Annotated in this window: 21 protein-coding genes; 12 read left to right on the forward strand and 9 right to left on the reverse strand. The window is 61.4% G+C overall.

Annotated features, from left to right (window positions below):
• Positions 1 to 11 precede the first annotated feature (11 nt).
• The 3 genes from M0D64_RS15590 to nadC all read left to right on the forward strand — a co-directional run bounded on the left by M0D64_RS15590 (position 12) and on the right by nadC (position 3,401).
• Positions 12 to 1,208, forward strand: a complete 1,197-nt coding sequence (locus M0D64_RS15590) for a fatty acid desaturase (protein ID WP_154565875.1) — start codon at positions 12 to 14, stop codon at positions 1,206 to 1,208.
• A 142-nt stretch (positions 1,209 to 1,350) separates the two neighbouring features.
• Positions 1,351 to 2,490 (forward strand): quinolinate synthase NadA, encoded by a 1,140-nt coding sequence (gene nadA / locus M0D64_RS15595; protein WP_154565876.1) that lies wholly within the window; start codon positions 1,351 to 1,353, stop codon positions 2,488 to 2,490.
• On the forward strand, positions 2,490 to 3,401 hold the full coding sequence (gene nadC / locus M0D64_RS15600; protein ID WP_266258364.1) for a carboxylating nicotinate-nucleotide diphosphorylase: 912 nt from the start codon (positions 2,490 to 2,492) through the stop codon (positions 3,399 to 3,401). The genes nadA and nadC overlap by 1 nt, the downstream gene beginning before the upstream one ends.
• An 82-nt stretch (positions 3,402 to 3,483) precedes the next feature.
• Here nadC and nadB read toward each other — a convergent pair whose 3' ends face one another.
• The 4 genes from nadB to radC form a co-directional block, all read right to left on the reverse strand.
• The gene (gene nadB, locus M0D64_RS15605; RefSeq protein WP_154565878.1) at positions 3,484 to 5,082 is read right to left on the reverse strand and encodes an L-aspartate oxidase; all 1,599 of its coding nucleotides are present in this window, start codon (positions 5,080 to 5,082) and stop codon (positions 3,484 to 3,486) included.
• A gap of 248 nt (positions 5,083 to 5,330) precedes the next feature.
• Complete coding sequence (gene rpmG, locus M0D64_RS15610) at positions 5,331 to 5,498, reverse strand: 50S ribosomal protein L33 (protein ID WP_006050116.1); 168 nt, start codon at positions 5,496 to 5,498, stop codon at positions 5,331 to 5,333.
• Positions 5,499 to 5,508: 10 nt separating this feature from the next.
• Positions 5,509 to 5,742 carry a 50S ribosomal protein L28 gene (gene rpmB, locus M0D64_RS15615; RefSeq protein WP_007180631.1) on the reverse strand — a complete coding sequence of 78 codons (234 nt, stop codon included), beginning with the start codon at positions 5,740 to 5,742 and terminating at the stop codon, positions 5,509 to 5,511.
• A 241-nt stretch (positions 5,743 to 5,983) separates the two neighbouring features.
• Positions 5,984 to 6,871, reverse strand: a complete 888-nt coding sequence (gene radC, locus M0D64_RS15620) for a DNA repair protein RadC (RefSeq protein WP_308102486.1) — start codon at positions 6,869 to 6,871, stop codon at positions 5,984 to 5,986.
• A 212-nt stretch (positions 6,872 to 7,083) separates the two neighbouring features.
• Here radC and M0D64_RS15625 point away from each other — a divergent pair, with 212 nt between their 5' ends.
• From M0D64_RS15625 to M0D64_RS15655, 7 genes are all read left to right on the forward strand, one after another.
• Entirely contained in the window at positions 7,084 to 7,539 is a 456-nt protein-coding gene (locus M0D64_RS15625) for a peptidylprolyl isomerase (RefSeq protein WP_042321518.1), read from the forward strand.
• Between the two features lie 2 nt (positions 7,540 to 7,541).
• Positions 7,542 to 8,501: a 4-hydroxy-3-methylbut-2-enyl diphosphate reductase gene (ispH, locus tag M0D64_RS15630; protein ID WP_154565879.1), complete on the forward strand. Its 960-nt coding sequence runs from the start codon at positions 7,542 to 7,544 to the stop codon at positions 8,499 to 8,501.
• A gap of 542 nt (positions 8,502 to 9,043) precedes the next feature.
• On the forward strand, positions 9,044 to 10,243 hold the full coding sequence (locus M0D64_RS15635; RefSeq protein ID WP_266258365.1) for a branched-chain amino acid ABC transporter substrate-binding protein: 1,200 nt from the start codon (positions 9,044 to 9,046) through the stop codon (positions 10,241 to 10,243).
• Positions 10,244 to 10,471: 228 nt separating this feature from the next.
• A complete protein-coding gene (locus M0D64_RS15640) occupies positions 10,472 to 11,422 on the forward strand; it encodes a branched-chain amino acid ABC transporter permease (protein WP_266237509.1) in 951 nt (316 codons plus the stop codon).
• Positions 11,423 to 11,435: 13 nt separating this feature from the next.
• Complete coding sequence (locus M0D64_RS15645) at positions 11,436 to 12,605, forward strand: ABC transporter ATP-binding protein (RefSeq protein WP_171926115.1); 1,170 nt, start codon at positions 11,436 to 11,438, stop codon at positions 12,603 to 12,605.
• 20 nt (positions 12,606 to 12,625) lie between these two features.
• Positions 12,626 to 13,426, forward strand: a complete 801-nt coding sequence (locus tag M0D64_RS15650) for an ABC transporter ATP-binding protein (protein WP_266237511.1) — start codon at positions 12,626 to 12,628, stop codon at positions 13,424 to 13,426.
• Positions 13,426 to 14,142, forward strand: coding sequence for an ABC transporter ATP-binding protein (locus M0D64_RS15655; protein WP_093638918.1), 717 nt, complete (start codon positions 13,426 to 13,428; stop codon positions 14,140 to 14,142). Before M0D64_RS15650 ends, M0D64_RS15655 begins: the two co-directional genes overlap by 1 nt.
• A gap of 102 nt (positions 14,143 to 14,244) precedes the next feature.
• On the opposite strand, the gene M0D64_RS15660 is transcribed toward M0D64_RS15655, so the two are convergent.
• From M0D64_RS15660 to M0D64_RS15670, 3 genes are all read right to left on the reverse strand, one after another.
• The gene (locus tag M0D64_RS15660) at positions 14,245 to 14,712 is read right to left on the reverse strand and encodes a GNAT family acetyltransferase (RefSeq protein ID WP_154560825.1); all 468 of its coding nucleotides are present in this window, start codon (positions 14,710 to 14,712) and stop codon (positions 14,245 to 14,247) included.
• 18 nt (positions 14,713 to 14,730) lie between these two features.
• On the reverse strand, positions 14,731 to 15,915 hold the full coding sequence (locus M0D64_RS15665; protein WP_266258366.1) for an acetylornithine transaminase: 1,185 nt from the start codon (positions 15,913 to 15,915) through the stop codon (positions 14,731 to 14,733).
• Between the two features lie 374 nt (positions 15,916 to 16,289).
• Positions 16,290 to 17,321 (reverse strand): CDP-6-deoxy-delta-3,4-glucoseen reductase, encoded by a 1,032-nt coding sequence (locus M0D64_RS15670; protein WP_266258367.1) that lies wholly within the window; start codon positions 17,319 to 17,321, stop codon positions 16,290 to 16,292.
• A 94-nt stretch (positions 17,322 to 17,415) separates the two neighbouring features.
• On the opposite strand from M0D64_RS15670, the gene M0D64_RS15675 reads away from it, so the two are divergent.
• Positions 17,416 to 18,492: a sugar nucleotide-binding protein gene (locus tag M0D64_RS15675; RefSeq protein WP_154560829.1), complete on the forward strand. Its 1,077-nt coding sequence runs from the start codon at positions 17,416 to 17,418 to the stop codon at positions 18,490 to 18,492.
• Positions 18,493 to 18,620: 128 nt separating this feature from the next.
• Here M0D64_RS15675 and M0D64_RS15680 read toward each other — a convergent pair whose 3' ends face one another.
• Together M0D64_RS15680 and M0D64_RS15685 are read right to left on the reverse strand one after the other, a co-directional pair.
• Entirely contained in the window at positions 18,621 to 18,809 is a 189-nt protein-coding gene (locus M0D64_RS15680; RefSeq protein ID WP_154560830.1) for a hypothetical protein, read from the reverse strand.
• A 168-nt stretch (positions 18,810 to 18,977) separates the two neighbouring features.
• Positions 18,978 to 19,688 carry a pseudouridine synthase gene (locus M0D64_RS15685; protein WP_266258368.1) on the reverse strand — a complete coding sequence of 237 codons (711 nt, stop codon included), beginning with the start codon at positions 19,686 to 19,688 and terminating at the stop codon, positions 18,978 to 18,980.
• A 93-nt stretch (positions 19,689 to 19,781) separates the two neighbouring features.
• Between M0D64_RS15685 and M0D64_RS15690 the strand changes: the two genes are divergently transcribed.
• On the forward strand, positions 19,782 to 21,041 hold the full coding sequence (locus tag M0D64_RS15690; RefSeq protein WP_266258369.1) for an MFS transporter: 1,260 nt from the start codon (positions 19,782 to 19,784) through the stop codon (positions 21,039 to 21,041).
• The last annotated feature ends 143 nt before the right edge of the window (positions 21,042 to 21,184 follow it).

Raw genomic sequence — 21,184 nt, forward strand, 5'->3', positions numbered from 1 at the left:
GGTAAATTGCCTTGTTGAATTCCTTGCTCGATTTCCTTGCTCACGGTTTGCTGCACTTCTCGTGGTGGCAACTTGTGCTGTACACGCTGGTCGCGACGCACATCACGATCATTGGCGTAACGGTCTATCTGCATCGCTGCCAGGCGCACCGTGCGCTGGAGCTGCATCCGATCGTCAGTCATTTTTTCCGTTTCTGGCTGTGGATGACCACCGGCATGCTGACCGGCCAATGGGCCGCGATTCACCGTAAGCACCACGCCAAGTGCGAGACCGAAGAAGATCCGCACAGCCCGCAAACGCGCGGCATCTGGAAGGTGCTGCTCGAAGGCGCGGAACTGTACCGTTCCGAAGCCAAGAATGAAGAAACGATGCGCAAGTTCAGTCACGGCACGCCGAATGACTGGATGGAACGCAACGTCTACACCAAGTACCCGATCTTGGGCGTGAGCCTGATGATGGTGCTGAACGTCGCGCTGTTCGGCGTCGTCGGCCTGACGATCTGGGCCGTGCAGATGGTGTGGATCCCGTTCTGGGCGGCTGGCGTGGTGAACGGCCTCGCGCACTGGTGGGGCTACCGCAACTTCAACTCGTCGGATGCCAGCACCAACATCTTCCCGTGGGGCATCATCATTGGCGGTGAAGAGCTGCATAACAACCACCACACGTATGCGACGTCGGCCAAGCTGTCGAACAAGTGGTACGAGTTCGACATCGGCTGGATGTACATCCGCATCATGTCGGCGTTCCGTCTGGCCAAGGTGAAGAAGATCGCGCCTACGCCGCGTCTGACCACTGGCAAGCTGGTGCTCGATCAGGACACGTTGCAAGCCGTGCTGGCAAACCGCTACGAAGTGATGGCGCGTTACGGCAAGGCGCTCAAGCGCGCATATCGCCAGGAACTGGCGCATCTCAAGGAAGTGGGCGCGCGCGAGAAGTATCAGGTGATGCGCGGTGCGCGTAGCTGGTTCCACAAGGAAGAAGCGGGTCTCGATGAACCGCAGAAGCGCCAGTTGCCGCAGATCTTCGCGAACAGCCAGAAGCTCAAGACCTACATCGACATGCGCAATGAACTGGCGGCGATGTGGGAGCGCTCGAATGCGTCGCGTGATCAACTGCTGATTCAGTTGCAAGACTGGTGTCATCGGGCGGAACAGAGCGGTATCAAAGCACTGCAAGACTTTGCGATGCGCCTGCGCCGTTATGCCTGATCGTATGCCTGAGCGCGAAATCTATTAAAATTTCGTTACGTCACAAAACCCCGCGTTGGCGGGGTTTTGCTTTTTGGGCCGCGGCAATTTCAACGACACGCGATTGACAGTCCGCGGCGGCAGAGCGAAGGCAGAGGAGATCATGGATCAGCAGACGATCAGGACCGTCGAATACGACCGGCCACAGGCGCAGGGCACGACCTGCGGGATCGGGCAGGCCTGGGCGAAGGTGCCCGACGTGCCGTCGGCGGAACAGAAGGTGGAGTTGAAGGAACGCATCCGCGCATTGCTTAAGCGCGAGAAAGCCGTGCTCGTTGCGCACTACTACGTCGACGCGGAACTGCAGGAACTCGCCGACGAAACCGGCGGTTGCGTGGCCGACTCACTGGAAATGGCGCGCTTCGGCCGCGATCACGAGGCGCAAACGCTGGTGGTGGCGGGCGTGCGCTTCATGGGTGAGACCGCGAAAATCCTGAGTCCGGACAAGCGCATTCTGATGCCGGATCTCGACGCGACCTGTTCGCTCGACCTCGGCTGTCCGGTCGATGAATTCTCGGCGTTCTGCGACGCGCACCCGGATCGCACGGTGGTCGTGTACGCGAACACCAGTGCGGCCGTCAAGGCTCGGGCGGACTGGATGGTGACGTCGTCGATCGGGCTGGAAATCGTTGCCGATCTGCACGCACGCGGCGAAAAGATCATCTGGGCGCCAGATCGGCATCTCGGTAGCTATATCCAGAGCAAGACGGGCGCGGACATGCTGCTGTGGCAGGGCTCGTGTCTCGTGCACGACGAATTCAAGGGCATTGAACTCGATCTGCTGCGCGCCGAGTATCCGGACGCGAAAGTTTTGGTGCATCCGGAGTCGCCGGCTAACGTGGTCGCGCAAGCGGACGTGGTCGGCTCGACCACGCAGTTGATCGACGCCGCGCAAAAACTTGACGCGACGCATTTCATCGTGGCGACCGATCTCGGCATTCTGCACAAGATGCAGCTCGCCGCGCCGGGCAAGACGTTGATCGCCGCGCCGACGGCCGGCAACAGCGCGACCTGCAAGAGCTGCGCGCATTGCCCGTGGATGGCGATGAACGGCCTCGCCAATCTGGCCGAGGTGCTCGAACGCGGCCACAACGAAATCTTCGTCGATCGAGCGATCGGCGAACGGGCGCGTCTGCCGATCGACCGGATGCTCGACTTCGCGGCGCGTCACAAGAAACGCGTGCAAGCCAGCGGCGATCTTGCACGAGACGCGCAACTGTATTCGAACGTGGGAGCGGCGTAATGGGGGCGGTTGAAGGGGCAGTTGAGCGCAATCAGGTCGAGGCGGTGTCGCCGCTGTTTGCGGAGATTCATGCGCAGTATGGCGCGGCATTCGATGCTGCGCTGGCGCGCAACGTCGCCGACGCGCTGGCCGAAGATGTTGGCGCAGGCGATCAGACCGGCCGTCTTGTCCCTGCAGACGACGTGCGTGATGCGCGCATCATCGTGCGCGAAGATGCCATGCTTTGCGGCGTGCTCTGGTTCAACGCGGTGATGCGCCAGGTCGATCCGCGTATCGATGTGCGGTGGCGTTATCGCGAGGGCGATCGGATGACGGCGGATACGCCGGTCTGCGAGCTGCGCGGCCCTGTCCGTGCGCTGTTGACTGCGGAACGTAATGCGTTGAATTTCCTGCAACTGCTGTCGGGCGTGGCGAGCGCAACGCGCCGTTATGTCGACGCAATCGCCCACACCCAAACGCGCATCCTCGATACGCGTAAGACCTTGCCAGGCTTGCGGCTCGCGCAGAAATACGCGGTGCGCGTGGGTGGCGGGGCGAATCAGCGGCTCGCTTTGTACGACGGCATTCTGATCAAGGAAAACCACATCGCCGCAGCGGGCGGCGTCGGTGCCGCAATGGATGCGGCGCTCGCGCTGAATGCAGGCGTGTCGATCCAGATCGAAGTCGAAACGCTTGCGCAATTGGAAACCGCGTTGGCGCATCGCGCGCAATCCATTCTGCTGGACAACTTTTCGTTCGACGCGATGCATGAAGCAGTGCGTATCACGGCAGGGCGGGCGGTGCTGGAAGTGTCTGGCGGTGTGAACTTCGAGACGGTGAGGACCATCGCCGAAACGGGTGTCGACCGCGTGTCGATCGGTGCGCTGACCAAAGATGTGCGTGCAACGGATTACTCGATGCGGATCGTGTAAGCCGCGCGCCTAAGCGTTCGCCATCCATGAAAAAGCCATCGCTGGGAAACCGGCGATGGCTTTTTCACTTCAGCTTCAGAAATTACACGTTGCGGTTACGCACATGCTCCGGCGACAGCACCGTCGGCAGCGCTTTAGGCAACGTGGCCGGCCAATCTCGGCTGAAATGCAAGCCTCGGCTTTCACGCCGTGAGCGAGCACCTTCGACAATCAACGACGCCACGTCGACCAGATTGCGCAATTCAAGCAAATCGCGGCTCACCTTGAAGTTCGCGTAATACTCGTGAATCTCGTCACGGAGCAAGGCAAGCCGATGCTTGGCCCGGGCGAGCCGCTTGTCCGTCCGCACAATGCCGACGTAGTTCCACATCAAACGGCGCAGTTCATCCCAGTTGTGCGCGACCACCACTTCTTCGTCCGGATCTGACACACGGCTTTCGTCCCAGTCAGGCAGCGGCGCGTGGACGGCGGCGCTGAAGCCTTCTTCCTCGATGGCTTGCGCGGCGGAGCGTCCGATCACGAGACACTCGAGCAAGGAATTGCTGGCAAGCCGGTTCGCACCGTGCAGGCCTGTGCATGACGTTTCACCGACCGCATAGAGGCCCGCGAGGTCAGTCCTGCCGGCCAGGTCAGTCACGACACCGCCGCACGTGTAGTGCGCGGCGGGCACAACCGGAATCGGCTCTTTGGTGATGTCGATGCCGAATTCCAGGCAGCGGGCCAGAATCGTCGGGAAGTGCTCGCGCAGGAATTCGGGCGGCTGATGGCTGATGTCGAGATAGACGCAATCGATGCCGCGTTTCTTGATCTCGAAGTCGATCGCACGCGCGACGATGTCGCGCGGCGCGAGTTCGGCGCGTTCGTCGTGGTTCGGCATGAAGCGCGTGCCATCCGGCAGCTTCAGAATGCCGCCCTCGCCGCGCACGGCCTCTGAGATCAGGAACGACTTCGCATAAGGATGGAACAGGCAGGTGGGATGGAACTGGATGAATTCCATGTTCGACACGCGGCAACCGGCGCGCCAGGCCATTGCGATGCCGTCGCCGGTCGCGGTGTCGGGGTTGGTGGTGTACAGATAGACCTTGCCGGCGCCGCCGGTGGCGAGCACGGTATGCGGCGCTTCGATTGTCACGGTGCGGCCGCTTTGCAGATCGAGTGCATACAAACCGTGGCAGCGACGCCCCGGCAGACCGAGACGGTCGGACGTGATCAGGTCGATCGCGTAGTGGTCCTCGAGCAGGGTGATGTTCGGATGGCGGCGTACACGTTCGCTGAGCGTGGTGACCACTGCATGGCCCGTTGCATCCGCAGCATGAATGATCCGGCGATGGCTGTGGCCGCCTTCGCGCGTCAGATGGAAGCCGAGTTCGGCGGCGTCGTCTTTGGTGAACGGCACGCCTTGCTCGATTAGCCATTCGATCGCAGCGCGCCCATGCTCAACGATAAAACGCGTCGCCGTCTCGTCGCACAGGCCGCCACCGGCGATCAGCGTGTCGCGCACGTGGTTTTCGACGCTGTCTGCCGAATCCAGAACGGCGGCGATCCCGCCTTGCGCCCAATCGCTCGCGCCTTCGGTCATCGATCGCTTGGCGACCACCGCAACCCGCCGGGTCTCCGCGAGGTTGAGCGCGACGCTCAAGCCCGCCAGACCGCTACCGACAATCGCTACATCGAATTCCATCGCCTGCATCTCCGTCTTTCGTTTCGCCGTGACGCCATGCTGTGTGCATGCCGCTAAAACGAGAAAGGATACGCGTCGCAACGAATGAGGGAAAGCTGGCCGAACGGGATAAGACTGTCCTGGCGGCGAAAGGGCAGCTAAAGGACAGCTAATCAGCGCGATATTGGGACGTTGAAAACAAAAAAGCCTCACACGAATGCGAGGCTTTTTTGCAAATCTTTTTGCCTTCGTCAGGCAGGAGCCAAGATTTATTTAATCTTGGTTTCCTTGTAGTCAACGTGCTTACGGACGACCGGATCAAATTTCTTGATCAGCATCTTTTCCGGCATGTTGCGTTTGTTCTTCGTCGTCGTATAGAAGTGACCCGTGCCTGCGGTCGATTCCAACTTGATCTTGTCGCGTGCGCCTTTCGCCATGATTTACTCCTTAGGCTTCACCGCGTGCGCGCAGATCTGCGAGCACAGCGTCGATACCGTTCTTGTCGATCAGGCGCAGGCCGGCGTTCGAAACGCGCAGACGCACCCAACGGTTTTCGCTTTCCACCCAAATACGGCGGTTTTGCAGGTTCGGCAGGAACCGGCGCTTGGTTTTGTTGTTCGCGTGGGAAACGTTGTTGCCGCTCATCGGCGCTTTCCCAGTTACTTGGCATACGCGTGCCATGAGAGCACTCCTAATACGCTAATTCTGAGTTCGAACGCCGTGAAAGTTTCCCGAAAAGAGCCGCGCTGAGAGTTTATTGAAACTCGAGGCACGTTTCCTTTCCGGAACGCCTTGGTGGCTTCGGAACAGGGGGTTGGAAATAGGCAAACCGGAATTCTAGCAGAAAAAAAGCCGCAAAATCAAACCTTATTTGCGATGCCGAACTCGGCACGACGTTGCCGCGACCCTGGTTCGCACCGTGTCACGGCCAGCCGGCGCGGGCAAAGGAGTATGTGCGATCCGCGCCGATCACCAGATGATCGATCAATTGGACGTCGATCAGCGCAAGGGCTTCGCGCAGCGTATGCGTCAGCCGGCAGTCGCTCGCGCTCGGCTGGACGGCGCCGGAAGGGTGATTATGCGCGACGATCAGGCTGGCCGCATTCAGGCTCAACGCCCGCCGCACGATTTCGCGCGGATAGACGGCCATGCGCGTGAGCGTGCCCCGGGCGCTCTCCTCGCAGCGGATCAGCCGGTGGCGGGCGTCGAGAAAGAGCGACACGAAGACTTCGTGGGGACTTCCGCCGATGCGCAGGCGCAGATAGTCTTGCACGGCTTCGGGCGAGTTCATCAGCGAGCGGTCACGCATTTTATCGACCAGCGAACGCCGCGCCATTTCCATGATGGCAATCAACTGGGCCTTTTTCGCCGGCCCGATGCCGCGCAGGCCGTCGAAGTCCGAGTAAGTTGCGTCGAGCATGGCGCGTAGCGAGCCGAAGCGGTCGAGCAGTGTGCGCGCCACGTCGAACACGTCGTGGCCCGGCAACCCCGCGCCAAGCACCAGTACGATCATTTCGGTGTCGGACAGGACGCCCGGCCCTTCCTCGATCAGCCGCTCGCGCGGCATGTCGTTTTTGTGCCATTTGCCGCGTACAAGCGAGCGGGCAGGGTGGGCGCCGCCGTTCGCGGTGGCGTCGGCGGAGCTGACGCCGGCTTCGGCCGCGGTATGACCCGTTGTGGCGCCAGCGCCTGGCGACGCCGGGGCGGCTGCACCGGGTGCGGCGATGGCGGGCGCGACGACGGGCGCGATGGGCTCCGGCAAGGCCGTTTCAAGTGCGGCTTCGTCTATCGTGCAGGCATAGTCGGCCATATAGATATGCATCCTCCAGTTGGGGTTTGTGGCGGCGCGCGGTGCGCGGCCGAGCCGCGATGCGCGCGACGGAGCCAAGCCGCCGCCCGCTATGTGGCTTACAATAGACGCTTTGCGCACGGCACCCCGAGGGTTTGCCACGCGCGTCAACTGCGGCGCCAACTGCGCCCGCGGCGCACGCGTGCAGCGCGCTTCGACTGAGCGAGCATTGCATGAGCATCATCGACATTTCCGAAGTGAAGCCCGGTTCACACGTCACGCTTCATTACCGGCTTTCCCTTGCCGATGGCGCCGAAGTCATCAATACGTTTACCGACAAGCCGGCCACGCTGTTGCTCGGCGCGGGTCAACTGGCGCCGCCGCTGGAAGATATTCTGCTGGGTTTGAAGGTGGGCCACCATTCGACCTTTCAGCTAACGCCGGGTCAGGCGTTCGGTCCGCGCAATCCGGAGCTGATCCAGCGGGTTTCGCTGGCCACGCTGCGCGAAAACAGCATGATCGGCGAGGATTTTTCGCCGGGTGACCTGGTCGAATTCAACGCGCCGGGTGGCGGCCGCTACGCGGGCGTCCTCAAGGAAGTTGGCGAGACGTCGGCGTTGTTCGATTTCAACCATCCGCTTGCCGGCCAGGCGCTGGCGTTTGAAGTGAAAATCATCGGGATTCTGTAAACATGAGCATCACGGATACGACTCTTGCCGAAACCGAGATCCTGCTGGCGCAGCCGCGTGGGTTCTGTGCCGGCGTCGATCGGGCCATTGAAATCGTAGAGCGGGCCATCAAGCTGCACGGCTCGCCGATTTACGTGCGCCACGAAATCGTCCATAACGCCTATGTCGTCGAGGATTTGCGCAAGAAGGGCGCAATCTTCATTGAGCAACTGGAAGAAGTGCCGGCTGGCAATACGGTCATCTTCAGCGCGCATGGCGTGTCGAAAGCGGTGCGTTCGGAGGCCGAGTCGCGTGGCCTGCGGGTGTACGACGCCACCTGTCCGCTCGTGACCAAGGTGCATATCGAAGTCGCGAAGATGCGCCAGGACGGCTTCGACATCGTGATGATCGGCCACAAGGGCCACCCTGAAGTCGAGGGCACGATGGGGCAGGCGGGCGAAGGCATGCATCTGGTGGAAGACATCAAAGACGTGCTGGCCTTGCAGTTGGCCGATCCCGAGCGGATCGCGTTCGTGACGCAAACCACCCTGTCGGTCGACGACGCAGCCGAGATCATCGGCGCCCTGAAGGCGAAATATCCCGCGATCCGCGAGCCGAAGAAGCAGGACATCTGCTACGCCACGCAAAACCGCCAGGACGCGGTCAAGTTCATGGCGCCGCAATGCGACGTCGTGATCGTGGTTGGCAGCCCGAATAGTTCGAATTCGAACCGGTTGCGCGAGCTGGCCGAAAAGCTTGGCGTGCCTTCTTATATGGTGGACTCGCCGGACCAGATCGATCCGGTGTGGGTTGAAGGCAAGCGCCGGATCGGCGTGACGGCGGGCGCCTCGGCGCCGGAAGCGCTGGCGCAAGCGGTGATCGGCCGGTTGCGTGAGCTCGGCGTGCGCAACGTGCGTGCGCTCGAAGGCATCGAGGAAAACATCGCGTTTCCGTTGCCGCGCGGGCTGGGTCTGCCTGCCTGACAATCAGCCGACGTTTCTGAAAGGAAAGCGCGCCCAAGGGCGCGCTTTTTTTACGCCCGCAAAATCGTGAGCCCGCCGAAAATAAAGTGCCAGATCAGCGTATCGAGCCGTTTTAAGTGTCCTCCCACACAAATTCCTTTGAATTGTGATTTGGCTTTTAATCAATTTTTCGATGATATGGCCCCGTTTAAATCGTATCAAACGCGTTGCCCTGATTTTTGGCGCACTAAAATAGTGCGCGCGTCCTGATATCAATGGAAACGTAATACTTAACGCGAACCACGGTGCAATCAGGGATCGGGCCAGATCGCTGCAACACTTGATGCCATTGGGCGCGGCGATGGTGCAACTGATGCACGAAAAATAGTCGCAACCCGGTTGCGCCTTTTTCGGAATTCCTCTCTCAAAATAAGGTTGCAATGCAGGAAAACCCCACCGTTTCAACAATATTGCCCGTCGCATAATTGGAGTTACAATGCGCGCGTTCTCAAGGCCTCCGGGTCCCGAACAATAGATTTTGCAAGGCGCAGGAGACCAACTTAATGCGAGTCAAGTTTGCTTACGCCGTGTCCATCGTGACCGCGGTTGCGATGTTGACCGCGTGCGGCAAGAAGCAGGATAGCGAGGCGGGAGCAGGTGCATCGGCTGCCACGTCGGCAGCGGCACCGGCGAGTGAAACGACTGTCGTGAAAATCGGTCATGCGGCCCCATTAACGGGGGGTATTGCGCATCTTGGCAGGGACAATGAAAACGGCGCGCGTCTGGCGGTCGAGGAAATCAATAAGCAAGGCTTGACCATCGACGGTCACAAGATCCAGTTGGAACTCGACGCACAAGATGATGCCGCGGACCCGAAAACGGGTACGGCGGTCGCTGAAAAATTTGTCGACGATCATGTTGTCGCCGTGGTCGGGCACCTGAATTCAGGCGTCTCGATTCCCGCGTCGAAGATCTATAGCGATGCCGGGATCGTGCAGATCTCCCCGTCGTCGACAAATCCGGGGTACACGCAGCAAGGTTTCAAGACGACGTATCGGGTGGTCGCGACCGATGCCCAGCAGGGCCCGGCGCTTGCCAACTACGCGACGAAAGTGCTCGGCGCGAAACGCATCGCGATCGTCGACGACTCGACCGTATACGGTAAAGGACTGGCCGACGAGTTCGCGAAGACAGTACAGGCGAGCGGGGCGAAGATCGTCGCGCGTGAAGCCACGAATGACAGGGCTACGGAGTTTCAGGCCGTCCTTAGAAAGATCAAGAGTGTTCAGCCGGACGTGATCATGTTCGGCGGAATGGACGCAACGGGCGGGCCGTTTACCAAACAGGCGGCGGCGCTCGGTATCAGGGCAAAAATCCTTGGCGGCGACGGCGTGTGTACCGACAAGGTGGGTGAGCTGGCGGGAACCGCCGTGCAAAACCTGGTCTGTTCGGAGGCAGGACTCGCGCTTTCGAAAATGGACAAGGGAGCGGACTTCGAAAAGAAGTACGTCGACCGCTTCCACACGCCGGTGCAGATTTACGCACCGTTCACGTATGACGCTGTGTACGTGATTGTCGATGCAATGAAGCGCGCTAATTCGATCGAGGCGCCCAAGGTGCTGGCTGCGATGCCGTCCACCGATTACAACGGGGTAATCGGTCACATCGCGTTCGACGACAAGGGTGATTTGAAAGAGGGCGCCATTACGCTTTACGACTTCAAGGACGGCAAGAAAGCGGTTCTCGACGTCGTGAAGAAGTGATGACGGGATGTAGCCTGACGGCACCGAAACCACCCAACGGTGCCGTTTTTGCATCCGCCATCGGCGAGTCCCCGACTGCATCCCAGTCGTAAGACGAACCGGATAGCGGATAACCCTTACCGGTCTTTTACATCAGTACCCGCAGTGCCGTTGAGATTGGCGTACCGCATCACCGCCCACCGGCTGATGAAGAACGCGAATCCAGTCGCACGGGCTAAGGAGCATTAAATGGATATCTTCATCCAGCAGGTCCTCAACGGGCTGGTGCTTGGCAGCGTTTACGCCATCATCGCACTGGGCTATACGATGGTTTACGGCATCTTGGGCATCATCAACTTCGCGCATGGCGATGTGTTGATGGTGGGCGCGATGGTTGCGCTCTCGGCCATAGGCGTGCTTCAGAACCACTTCCCCGGCCTCGGCAACGTGCCGACGCTCATCATCGCGTTGATCATCGCGGCAGTGGTTTGCTCGCTGGTCGGCTACACGATCGAGCGCGTGGCCTACCGGCCGTTGCGTAAAGCACCGCGTCTCGCCCCGCTGATCACCGCGATCGGCGTGTCGATCCTGCTGCAAACCCTCGCGATGATGATCTGGTCGCGCAACCCGCTGCCGTTCCCGCAGCTGTTGCCCACCGACCCGATCAACGTGATCAAGGCCACCGACACGACGCCTGGCGCCGTGATCTCGATGACCGAAATCGTGATCATGGTCGTGGCGTTCCTCGTGATGGGCGGTCTGCTGTTGCTGGTTCACAAGACCAAGCTGGGCCGCGCGATGCGTGCGATCGCTGAGAACCCGGGTGTCGCCAGCCTGATGGGCGTGAACCCGAATTTCGTGATTTCGGCGACCTTCATGATCGGCTCGGCGCTGGCCGCTCTGGCCGGCGTGATGATCGCGTCCGAATACGGCAACGCACACTTCTATATGGGCTTCATCCCGGGTCTGAAGGCCTTTACCGCGGCGGTGCTGGGCGGGATCGGCAATCTCGGCGGGGCCATGGTGGGCGGCGTGCTGCTCGGCCTGATCGAACAGTTGGGCGCCGGCTACATCGGCAACCTTACGGGCGGTGTGTTCGGCAGTAACTACCAGGACGTGTTCGCATTCATCGTGCTGATCATCGTGCTGGTGTTCCGTCCGTCGGGCCTGCTGGGCGAACGTGTTGCGGATCGAGCATAAGGAGTAGACAGACATGACATCAATTCAACCGATCGAGCCGTCCACGACGCTCATCCCTGAAAAGAACCTGACAAAGACGCTGACCGTCGGCATCATCACCGCGATCTTCGTGATCGCGGCGCCGATGATCATCGGTGCCGCTGGCGGCAACTACTGGGTCCGCGTGCTCGACTTCGCGATGCTGTACGTGATGCTGGCGCTGGGTCTCAATGTGGTGGTCGGCTTCGCCGGCCTGCTGGATTTGGGCTACATCGCGTTCTACGCCATCGGCGCGTACACCGCGGCGCTGCTGAGTTCGCCCCACCTGACCTCGCAGTTCGAGTGGATCGCGCACCTGTTCCCGGGCGGCCTGCATACGCCGATCTGGATCATCGTGCCGATTGCGATGGGGCTCGCCGCGACCTTCGGCGTCCTGCTCGGCGCGCCGACCTTGCGTCTGCGTGGCGACTACCTCGCGATCGTGACACTGGGCTTCGGGGAGATTGTGCGGATCTTCATTAACAACCTCGACCGTCCGGTCAACATCACGAACGGGCCGAAGGGGATCACCGGCATCGCTCCGGTGTCGGCAGGCGGCTTCAGCCTCGCGCAGACACACACGTTCCTCGGGTTCTCGTTCCCGTCGGTGTACATGTATTACTACCTGTTCGTGCTGTGCGCGCTGTTCGTGATCTGGACCTGTACGCGTTTGCAGCACTCGCGTATCGGCCGTGCATGGGCCGCGATCCGCGAAGACGAAATCGCCGCCAAGGCAATGGGCATCAACACCCGTAACGTGAAGCTGCTGGCCTTTGCAATGGGCGCGTCGTTCGGCGGCCTGTCGGGCGCGATGTTCGGTTCGTTCCAGGGCTTCGTGTCGCCGGAATCGTTCACGTTCTGGGAATCGGTCGTGGTGCTGGCGTGCGTGGTGCTGGGCGGTATGGGCCACATCCCTGGCGTGATTCTCGGTGCGGTGCTGCTCGCCGTGTTCCCGGAATTCCTGCGCTCGACCATGGGTCCGTTGCAGAACATGATCTTCGGCCATGAAATCGTCGATACCGAAGTGATCCGTCAGTTGCTGTACGGCCTCGCGATGGTCGTGATCATGCTGTACCGCTCGGAAGGCCTGTGGCCGTCGCCGAAGCACGAAGACAAGATTGCGAAACTGGCGAAGCGCGCTGGCAAGAAGCCGGTGCGCGCCTGAGGCCCGCAGGGAGAAATCATATGAGCGATAACGTAAACAACGGCGTCGGCAGCGATCAGATCCGCCTGTCGGTTAAGGGCGTCAACAAGCGCTTCGGCGGCCTGCAGGCACTGTCCGACGTTGGCCTGCAAATCAAGGCGGGCCAGATTTATGGCCTGATCGGCCCGAACGGTGCCGGCAAAACGACCTTCTTCAACGTGATCACGGGTCTGTACACGCCGGATTCGGGCGAGTTCAAGCTCAACGGCACGGAATACACGCCGACCGCCGTCTATCAGGTGGCGAAGGCGGGTATTGCGCGTACGTTCCAGAACATCCGTTTGTTCGGCGGCATGACCGCGCTGGAAAACGTGATGGTCGGCCGCCACGTGCGCACGAAGCATGGCCTGATCGGCGCGGTGTTCCAGACGCCGGCCGAGCGCAAGGAAGAGCGCGAGATCAAGGAACGCGCAGTCGAACTGCTGGAATACGTCGGCATTGCGCAGTATGCGGACTACACGTCGCGCAATCTGTCATACGGTCACCAGCGCCGTCTGGAAATCGCCCGCGCACTGGCAACGGATCCGAAGCTGCTCGCACTGGATGAACCGGCTGCCGGCATGAATGCAACGGAAAAGGTCGAGCTGACCAAGCTGCTCGACAAGATCCGCAGCGACGGCAAGACGATTCTGCTGATCGAGCACGACGTGAAACTGGTGATGGGTCTGTGCAACCAGATGACGGTGCTCGACTACGGCAAGGTGATTGCGCAAGGTCTGCCTTCAGACGTGCAGAAGGATCCGAAGGTGATCGAAGCTTATCTGGGTGCGGGGGTCCACTAATGGCAACGGCAATGTTGAAAATCAAGGGCCTGCAGGTCAATTACGGCGGCATCCAGGCAGTCAAGGGTATCGATCTCGAAGTTGCGCAGGGTGAACTGGTCACGCTGATCGGCGCGAACGGCGCGGGCAAGACCACGACGATGAAGGCGATCACGGGTCTGAAGCCGTACTCGGCAGGCGACATCGAGTACATGGGTGAGTCGATCAAGGGCATCCCGGCGCACGAGCTGCTCAAGCGCGGTCTCGCGATGGTGCCGGAAGGCCGCGGCATTTTTTCGCGCATGTCGATCGTCGAGAACATGCAGATGGGTGCGTATCTGCGCAACGATACCGACGCCATCAAGGCAGACGTCGATCGCATGTTCGGCTTTTTCCCGCGCCTGAAGGAACGGGCGACGCAATACGCAGGCACGCTCTCGGGCGGCGAACAGCAGATGCTGGCGATGGCACGTGCGATCATCAGCAAACCGAAGCTGTTGTTGCTGGATGAGCCTTCGATGGGTCTGTCGCCGATCATGGTCGAGAAGATCTTCGAAGTGGTGCGGGCGATCTCGGCTGAAGGCATGACGGTGCTGCTGGTTGAGCAGAACGCGCGTCTCGCGTTGCAGGCGGCGAACCGCGGCTACGTGATGGACTCGGGGCTGGTGACGATGTCCGGCGACGCGAAGCAGATGCTGGATGATCCGAAGGTGCGGGCGGCTTATCTGGGTGAATGAGCTGGGTGAATAACCCGGACTAAGTTTGCCTCAGCCGTAAAAAAGGCCGCATGCGCTTCAATCGCGCATGCGGCCTTTCTCAATTCAGGCGATTGCCTGCGCTTAAGCCGCTGGCGTTTCCGCCAGTTCGCCCAACCGTTTGCCGAGACTGATCACGGCATCCGCGCGATAACCGAGCGCTTCATAGAACGCGCGCACATCGGCCTTCGCGGACAGCACCTGCAAATTCAGCTTCGGGCATCCACGTTCGGTCAACGCGTTTTCGACATGTGCGACCAGCCGCGTACCGATGCCGTGACGACGCAACGATTCATCTACCGCAAGCGAATACAGCCAGCCTCGGTGCCCGTCGTAGCCGCCCATCACCGTGCCGACGATACGCTCGCCGAACACCGCGACAAAGAACAGTTCCGGTTGCGTCGCCAGCTTGTTGGCGATCGACAGATGCGGATTGCGTTGCGGCCTTGTCACGTCCCGATACTCGGGGAACGCTTCCTGCCACAGCGCGACCACGGCATCGGTGTCGCTCGCGTCGAAGCGGCGGATCGATAGCGTTGCGCTCGTCGTCATACGCGCTTTCCTGTGTGATTACAGCGTGTCGAGAATCGAACGCAGCATCGCCATCATCTGGTCGATTTCTTCGTTCGTGACGTTCAGCGCCGGCATGAAACGCAGCAGGTTCGGACGCGCCGCGTTCAGCAGCAGGCCGTCGGGTTGCATCACGCGCGCCATCTCGACGATCTGGTTGCCGATGTCCTTGCCGAGCAGCAGGGCGCGCAGCAGACCTTCACCGCGTTCGCCTTCGAAACCGCGTTCTTCCGACAGTTCGAGCAGCTCCGCGCGCAGATATTCGCCGCGCGCACGCACGTCTTCGAGGAAACCCGGCGCCGTCAGTTGCGAGATCACCGAGTAACCGACCGCGGTCATCAGCGGATTGCCGTTGTATGTACCGCCCTGATCGCCGGCTTCGAACACAGCAATGTCAGCCTTCGCCAGCAGCGCCGCGAGCGGCACACCGCCGCCGATGCCCTTGCCGAGCGTCATGATGTCCGGCTCGATGCCCGACAACTCGTAGGCGAATAGGGTGCCGGCACGGCCACAACCGCTTTGCACTTCGTCGACGATCAGGAGCAGGTTGTGCTTCTTAGTCAGCGCGCGCAGTTGCTGCATAAATTCGCGTGTGGCGGGAATCACGCCGCCTTCGCCCTGAATCGGTTCCAGCATCACCGCGACGGTCTTCGCATTGATCAGCTTTTCAACCGACGCGATGTCGTTCAGATCCGCCTTCGGGAAGCCCGGCACTTGCGGTGCGTAGATCGTGTCCCAACCCGGCTTGCCGCTTGCCGACATGGTGGCGAGCGTGCGGCCGTGGAAGCTGTGATCGAAGGTGATGATTTCGAACGCGCCGTCCTTGAACTTCTTACCCCACTTGCGCGCGAGCTTGATTGCGCCTTCGTTCGCTTCGGCGCCGCTGTTCGCGAAGAACACCTTGTCGAAACAGCTATGCTGGGTGAGCAATCCGGCGAGCTTCGCCATCGGCTCGTTGTAGAAGGCCGGCGACGGATTCAGCAGCAGCTTCGATTGCGTGTTCAGCGCTTCGATCATGCCGTCGTTGCAATGACCGAGGCTGTTGACCGCCCAGCCCTGGATGAAGTCCAGATATCGCTTGCCGTTATTGTCGTAGAGCCACGAGCCCTTGCCGTGCGTGAAAACGATTTCGGGCCGGTTCGTGATGTACATCAGCGACTCGATCGGGTACTCATTGAAATTCATGACGGCAAGCTCCAGACAGCGGGGTGAAGGGTGAGTGAGCGGTTGGCCTCAAATGAAGTAGCGGCCGGTGAAAACAAAAAAAGCAAACAAAAAAGCCACGGCATGCCGTGGCTTTCATGATTCGAACTGCTTGCGCCTTTGTGCGGCGCGAATCCGTGACGAAGCCAGCGGCGCCCCTAAGGGAGCGGCGAGCGGCGACGTCGGAGTTCGGACTGGATGCGGTTCATGCGCGAAAGAATACGACAAGGAAAGCGCTGGTGTAAACCATGAATTTGCACAAATTCGCGTCAACGCGGATTTATGCAAGTCTGCCAGCGTGCCAGTTTCGTTTTGATGAACGGGTTGATCTGATGACGATCAACCCGTTCATCGCCTCAAACCGCGTTCGCCAGATCCGCCGCGCTCGTGAAGGAATCCGCGTAGAACTCGTCTTCCGGCAGCCCATGATGCTGGGTGAAATCGCGCTGTGCCGACTCCACCATCACCGGCGCGCCGCACGCGTACACCTGGTACGGCGACAGGTCCGGCAGGTCCTCGATCACCGCGCGATGCACGAAGCCGACGCGACCCGTCCACGCGTCGCCCGCGTCCGGTTCCGACAGCACCGGCACGAACTTGAAGTTCGGAATCTCGCGAGCCCATTGCTCGGCGATCTCGAGCAGGTACAGGTCCTTCTTGCGGCGCGCGCCCCAATAAAGCGTCATGGGCCGGTTCAGGTTTTTGAACACCGCATGTTCGACGATCGCCTTCAGCGGCGCGAAGCCCGTGCCCGAGGCCAGCAGCACGATCGGCTTCTCCGAGTCTTCACGCAGGAAGAAGGTGCCGAGCGGGGCTTCGAAGCGCAGGATGTCGCGCTCCTTTATCGTGTTGAATACGTGGTCCGTGAATGCGCCGCCCGGCATATGACGGATGTGCAATTCGATCGGGCCTTCGGTGTGCGGCGCGTTCGCCATCGAATAGCTGCGGCGTTTGCCGTCTTTCAGGATGAATTCAAGGTACTGGCCGGCCAGATATTGCAGACGCTCGTTAGCGGGCAATTGCAGCTTCAGCACGACGACGTCGTCGGCCTTGCGCTCTATCGCGTTCACGCGGCACGGCAGTTTCTTGACCTGCACGTCGCCCACGCCGGCCACTTCGCGGATATCCACGTCGAGATCGGAGCATGCCGTCGCGCAGCAGAAGAGGGCCATGCCGCGCGTCTTTTCGTCGTTCGACAAAGCCGATGACGAATGCTGACGCTGTTCGATCTGACCGCTGACCACGGTGCCTTTGCATGAGCCGCAGGCGCCGTTCTTGCAGCCGTACGGCAGACCAATGCCCTGGCGCAAGGCCGCGATCAGGACCGGTTCGTCCTGTTCCACCTGAAACTGCCGGCCGCTTTGCCGGAGCGTGACGTTAAATGCCATAGAGTGTTCGAAATCGAAAAGTCGGTAATCGTTATCGGACCCGCTGTACAACTGTGCGGTACCTGCCGCGCTTGACGGCTACAATTCGTCCACCATGAAAGCGACACGAAATTTACGCCGGCCGCGCGTGTTGATTGTTGGCTGCGGTGATGTCGGCATGCGCTGCGTGCCCCTGTTGCGGCCACGCACACATGTCTTCGCGCTCACCAGCCACACTGAACGCAGCGCCGAATTGCGCGCCGCCGGCGTCACGCCGCTGGTCGGCGACCTCGACGCACGGCGCAGCCTGAAACGGCTCGCCGGCCTCGCGCCGACGGTGCTGCATCTCGCGCCACCGCAAAAGACCGGCGATGACGACCGCCGCACCCGGGCCTTGCTCGCTACGCTGAGCGCGCGCCGTGATCGGGCGATGCGTGCCGCGCGCGGCACGGTGGCGCCGGTCGGGCGGCTGCGCCGCGGGTTGCGCAACATGAGTGCCTCATGGGCGGAATCTGAAGCAGCCAATATTGTACCCGACAGGGTGCGCTGGACCGCCGCGCCGCACGTGCCTGTGAGGCTGGTGTACGCGAGCACGACAGGCGTCTACGGCGATTGCGGCGGCGCGTGGATCGACGAGACGCGCGCGTCGCAGCCGGCCAATGCGCGTGCCAAACGCCGCGTGTCGGCCGAGCGGCAATTGCGGCGCGCCACCGCGCGAGGCGTGGTCGCTGCCAGCATCGCGCGGATTCCGGGCATCTATGCGAGCAACCGTCTGCCGCTCGCGCGGCTGGAAAAGCGCACGCCCGCCTTGGTCGACGCAGACGACGTCTACACCAACCATATCCATGCCGACGATCTGGCCGCGATCCTCGTGCGTCTCGCCACACGCGGGCGGCCGGGGCGCGTGATTCACGCGTCCGACGATACGTCGCTGAAAATGGGAGAGTACTTCGATGCAGTGGCCGATGCGTTCGGTCTCGAGCGCGCGCCTCGCATCACGCGCGCGGAGGCGGAGCAGCAGATCGAGCCGACCTTGCTGTCCTTCATGCGCGAATCGAGGCGGCTCGTGAACCGGCGCCTCAAAGAGGAGTTGCGTGTGCGCTTGCAGTATCCAAGCGTCGAGGATTTTCTGCGCATGCGGCCCGAACGGAGCGCCACTGTGCCACATGCCGAAGCAAAAGCGCGCGGCTGAGAAAACACGCGATCAGGCGATGGGTCTCAACGCGTTCAGCCGCGAACAACAAACCGCCGGGCCGTGCATCTCCCGGCGATACTCCGCGCGCGCCGGCCTCTGCGCCAGCCGCGCGCACCCCCGTTGGTTTACGTCAGCGCCGGCAATGCCTCCAGCAACAGGAAACACAGCATTGCGCCGATCAGCGCGCCGATCAGGTTCGGATGATATTTATGCCGCAGCCGCATCATGACCAGCAGTCCGCCAATCAGAACCAGGCCGAGGCACACGAAAGCGATCATCACATACGAAATCGCGATGGTGTCGTGGATGACCATGGCGCCCCTCCTTGAACTCTTTGTAGTCTTTGTTTAAACGAGTATAGGGCGAGTTGTAAGCAAGAGCATGCTGCGATGCAGCGTGCAATCAGGTGTCCGCCGGGGCTTGTGTGCGGGGGCGCACACCATTCTCCTGACGCATCAAGGCTCTAAAGGGGACCTACCTGTTTACCCGCTCCGTAAAGATCCGAGGTCGGTTTCGTCGAGCCATTGCCACGCGCCTTCCGCGAGCGTCGCGGGCAATGCGAGTCCGCCGATCCGCTCGCGATGCAGCGCTTCGCAACGGTTGCCCGCAGCCGCGATCATCCGCTTGACCTGGTGATATTTGCCTTCCATCACGGTGAGGGCCAGCGCGTGCTCACCGCGCGCCTCTACGTCGACGGCGATGATCGGCTTGGGCTCGCCGTGCAGCAAGACGCCGTCGCGCAAGGCACGCAATTGGGCATCGTCGATCGGATGGCGCGTGGTCGCGATATACAGCTTCGGCACTTTGCGTTTCGGCGACGTGAACATGTGCACGAACTTGCCGTCGTCGGAGAGCAAGAGGAGGCCGGTCGTGTCCTGATCGAGGCGGCCCACGCACTGCACGCCGCGTTCGGCGAACTGCGGCGGCAGCAGGCTGAACACGCTCAGATGATGCTGCGGATCGCGCGAACATTCATAGCCGGCAGGTTTGTTCAGCAACAGATAGGCGTGCTCGCGATACGGCCAGACGACCCCGTCCACGCTGAAGCTGAACGTGCTGTCATCGGTTGGGAAATCGGCGTCGGCATCGGCGCAGACGGAGCCGCCGATGCTCACGCGGCCGTCGCCGATCAGCGCCCGGCATTGGCGGCGCGAGCCGAAACCTTGTGTGAAGAGGATGCTTTCGAGATTCATGGCGAGCGAAGAATAACACCGCAAGAAGCGGAGCGCCGCGCTGCGCCATAGCGACCACGATGGTCTCCCACATCCCGTCGCAGGAGTTCATCGATGCACGCCGCTTCCTCTTCGTCGTCTTCATCCGCGCTTCGTCTGCCGGCCGCATTCCAGCGGCTCGCATGGTCGAATCTGGTCGCGCAATCGGCTGAGCAGATCAGCCTTGCCGCCGCGCCGCTCGTCGCCGTGTTCGCGCTTGGCGCCGGCGCACGCGAGACCGGTCTACTGCAAACCGCACAGACGTTGCCGTTCCTGTTGTTGTCGATTCCGCTCGGCGTATGGGCCGACCGCCGTTCGCGCCGCACGTTGATGACACTCGCCGAAAGCGTGCGCGTGATCGCGATGTTGTGCGTGCTGTTGCTCTTGATGACACATGCGCTGAGCTTGCCGCTGCTTGCCGCGCTCGGCTTCATTGCCGCGACCGGCACGGTTGCCTATAACGTTGCGGCGCCTTCGCTGGTGCCCTCGATCGTGCCGCGCGAGGCGTACGCCCAGGCCAACGGCCGGCTCGAACTGGCGCGCAGCGTCGCGTATTCGGCGGGACCGGCGCTCGGCGGACTGCTGGTCGGCTGGGTCGGCGCGGGATGGGCGTATGGCTGCGCGGCCGGGCTATCGGCGCTGGCCGTCGCATTGCTCGCGGGGCTGCGCGAACCGCCGCGAGCGGCTGCTCCCCAGCGTCACTTCCTGCTGGAACTGCGTGACGGTACGCGCTTCGTGCTGCGCGACGCGCTACTGCGTCCGATGCTGGCCACCGCGATCTTCTTCAACCTCGGTTTTTTCGTGCTGCAGGCGGTATATGTGCCGTATGCCGTGCATCGGTTGGGCTTGAGCGCTTCGATGGTCGGCGTGACGCTCGGCGCGTACGGCGTCGGCATGGTGTGCGGCGCGCTCGCCGCACCGGCCATTGCGCGGCGCCTCGCATTCGGCCGCATGCTGATCATCGGGCCGTCGTGCGGTTTGCTCGCCTCGCTCGTGATGGTAGCGACGATCGTCACGCCGTCGTTCTGGCTCGCGATGCTGAGCTTCTTCCTGCTCGGCGCCGGACCGATTCTGTGGGTGGTCGGCTCGACCACGCTGCGTCAGGCGATCACGCCTGAGCGGATGATGGGCCGCGTCTCGGCGCTCAACAGCACCGCGACCTATGGTGCGCGACCGCTGGGCGCGTTGCTCGGTGCGGCGATCAGCGCGCGCTGGGGGATGGACGCGTGTCTGGTTGCGGCCGCAGTGGCTTTCCTTGTTCAGGCGTTGATCATCGTCATGTCGCCAGCGGCGCGGCTCGCGCAGATTCCTGAGGGCGCAGCGGTCGTTCAATGAAAACTGGTTTTCATCGGATGGCATGCGTTGCGTGCCAAGGCGGCTGCGGGCGTCCGTGAAAACCCTCGAAAATGAAAATGAATTTTTTTCGGCGCGATTTCTATGTAAATATACTTTCATGCATTTTGCTTACATCCCGAAGG

The sequence above is a fragment of the Paraburkholderia sp. WS6 genome (genome assembly GCF_030464835.1).
Taxonomy (GTDB): domain Bacteria; phylum Pseudomonadota; class Gammaproteobacteria; order Burkholderiales; family Burkholderiaceae; genus Paraburkholderia; species Paraburkholderia madseniana.